Annotated in this window: 1 protein-coding gene; it reads right to left on the reverse strand. The window is 57.1% G+C overall.

Annotated features, from left to right (window positions below; translation table 11 throughout):
• Positions 1-63: 63 nt before the first annotated feature.
• Positions 64-333, reverse strand: a 270-nt coding sequence (locus Absy_RS12570; protein ID WP_048855098.1) for an OmpA family protein, incomplete at its 5' end; no start/stop codon positions are given.

Here is a 333-nt window from a genome sequence, read left to right on the forward strand (position 1 = left end):
AAAAAAAGGAGGTGCCGTGAGGCACCTCCTTTAATTGTTCCGAAGTAACGCGGAGCAGACCGATTAGTGGAGGATGATTTCCACGCGACGGTTCTGGGGTTCGCGGGTGTTCGGGCCGGTTGGGACCAGCGGGTGTGCTTCACCATAACCATGGATGTCGATGGCAGCAGCCGGAACACCGTCATGGATCAGTTCAGCCTTCACGCTTTCAGCACGATGCAGGGACAGGCCCAGATTGTACTTTTCGCCGCGTGGGCCGGGGTGAGCAGCGGAGTTATCGGTGTAACCGTTAACTTCGATACGGGTTGTCTGCACATGGGTGGAAGCCTGAGC

The organism is Acetobacter syzygii, assembly GCF_000964225.1.
GTDB lineage: Bacteria > Pseudomonadota > Alphaproteobacteria > Acetobacterales > Acetobacteraceae > Acetobacter > Acetobacter syzygii.